The sequence below is a fragment of the Vibrio sp. D420a genome (genome assembly GCF_030248625.1).
Classification (GTDB): domain Bacteria; phylum Pseudomonadota; class Gammaproteobacteria; order Enterobacterales; family Vibrionaceae; genus Vibrio; species Vibrio fortis_A.
Genome location: NZ_JAHGAN010000079.1, coordinates 1 through 567, shown reverse-complemented (window position 1 = coordinate 567; position 567 = coordinate 1). Strand labels below are relative to the sequence as shown.

General features: G+C 42.0%; 1 protein-coding gene. It reads right to left on the bottom strand.

Annotation, left to right across the window (positions count from 1 at the left end; genetic code table 11):
• Positions 1-40: 40 nt before the first annotated feature.
• Positions 41-567 (bottom strand): DUF481 domain-containing protein (locus KI743_RS24230; RefSeq protein WP_285468557.1); only part of this gene is annotated, 527 nt, incomplete at its 5' end.

Genomic DNA, 567 nt, shown 5'->3' with positions numbered 1-567 from the left:
TATGATGATCTTTTTACCCTAGAGGCTGTTGAGAATACGGTTAGAATTGGAACAACAGATTCACAGAAAGCACAGAGTCTGCTTTATCTAAGCCATTTGGTACTTTATCGTGGTACTGACGTGAGTGTGCAATCTTGAGTGCGATGTTTTCGGTGATGTCATTCACCACCTCCAGATCAGTATCGAGCCTTAAGTTACTTCTACCCGAAACCAACGTCATATCCGCATTGAAGCTCAGATTAGGCAGTACTTGCCAAGACGAGTTTAAATTGCCTCGGAAAATACCCTCTTCGACGATCTCTGGAAAGATAATATCGTCATCATCGATTTCATCTAGGTTGGGTTCTTGGTAACGAAAACCAGGACCAAGTTCGAACTCTAACACGAAGGTTTCAGTATTTGAGAACTGATAACCTAAACCCGTCGAAATCGTATAATCCTTAAAGTAAGCACTGTAGCGAGAGTCTACGCCTTTAAAACTTCCGTAAAGGTAGGTTTTTGGACTTAACTTATAGTCACTCTGCGCGGTGTAAGTCGACTGTCTCTTGTCTTCTTCGCCATCTTTAT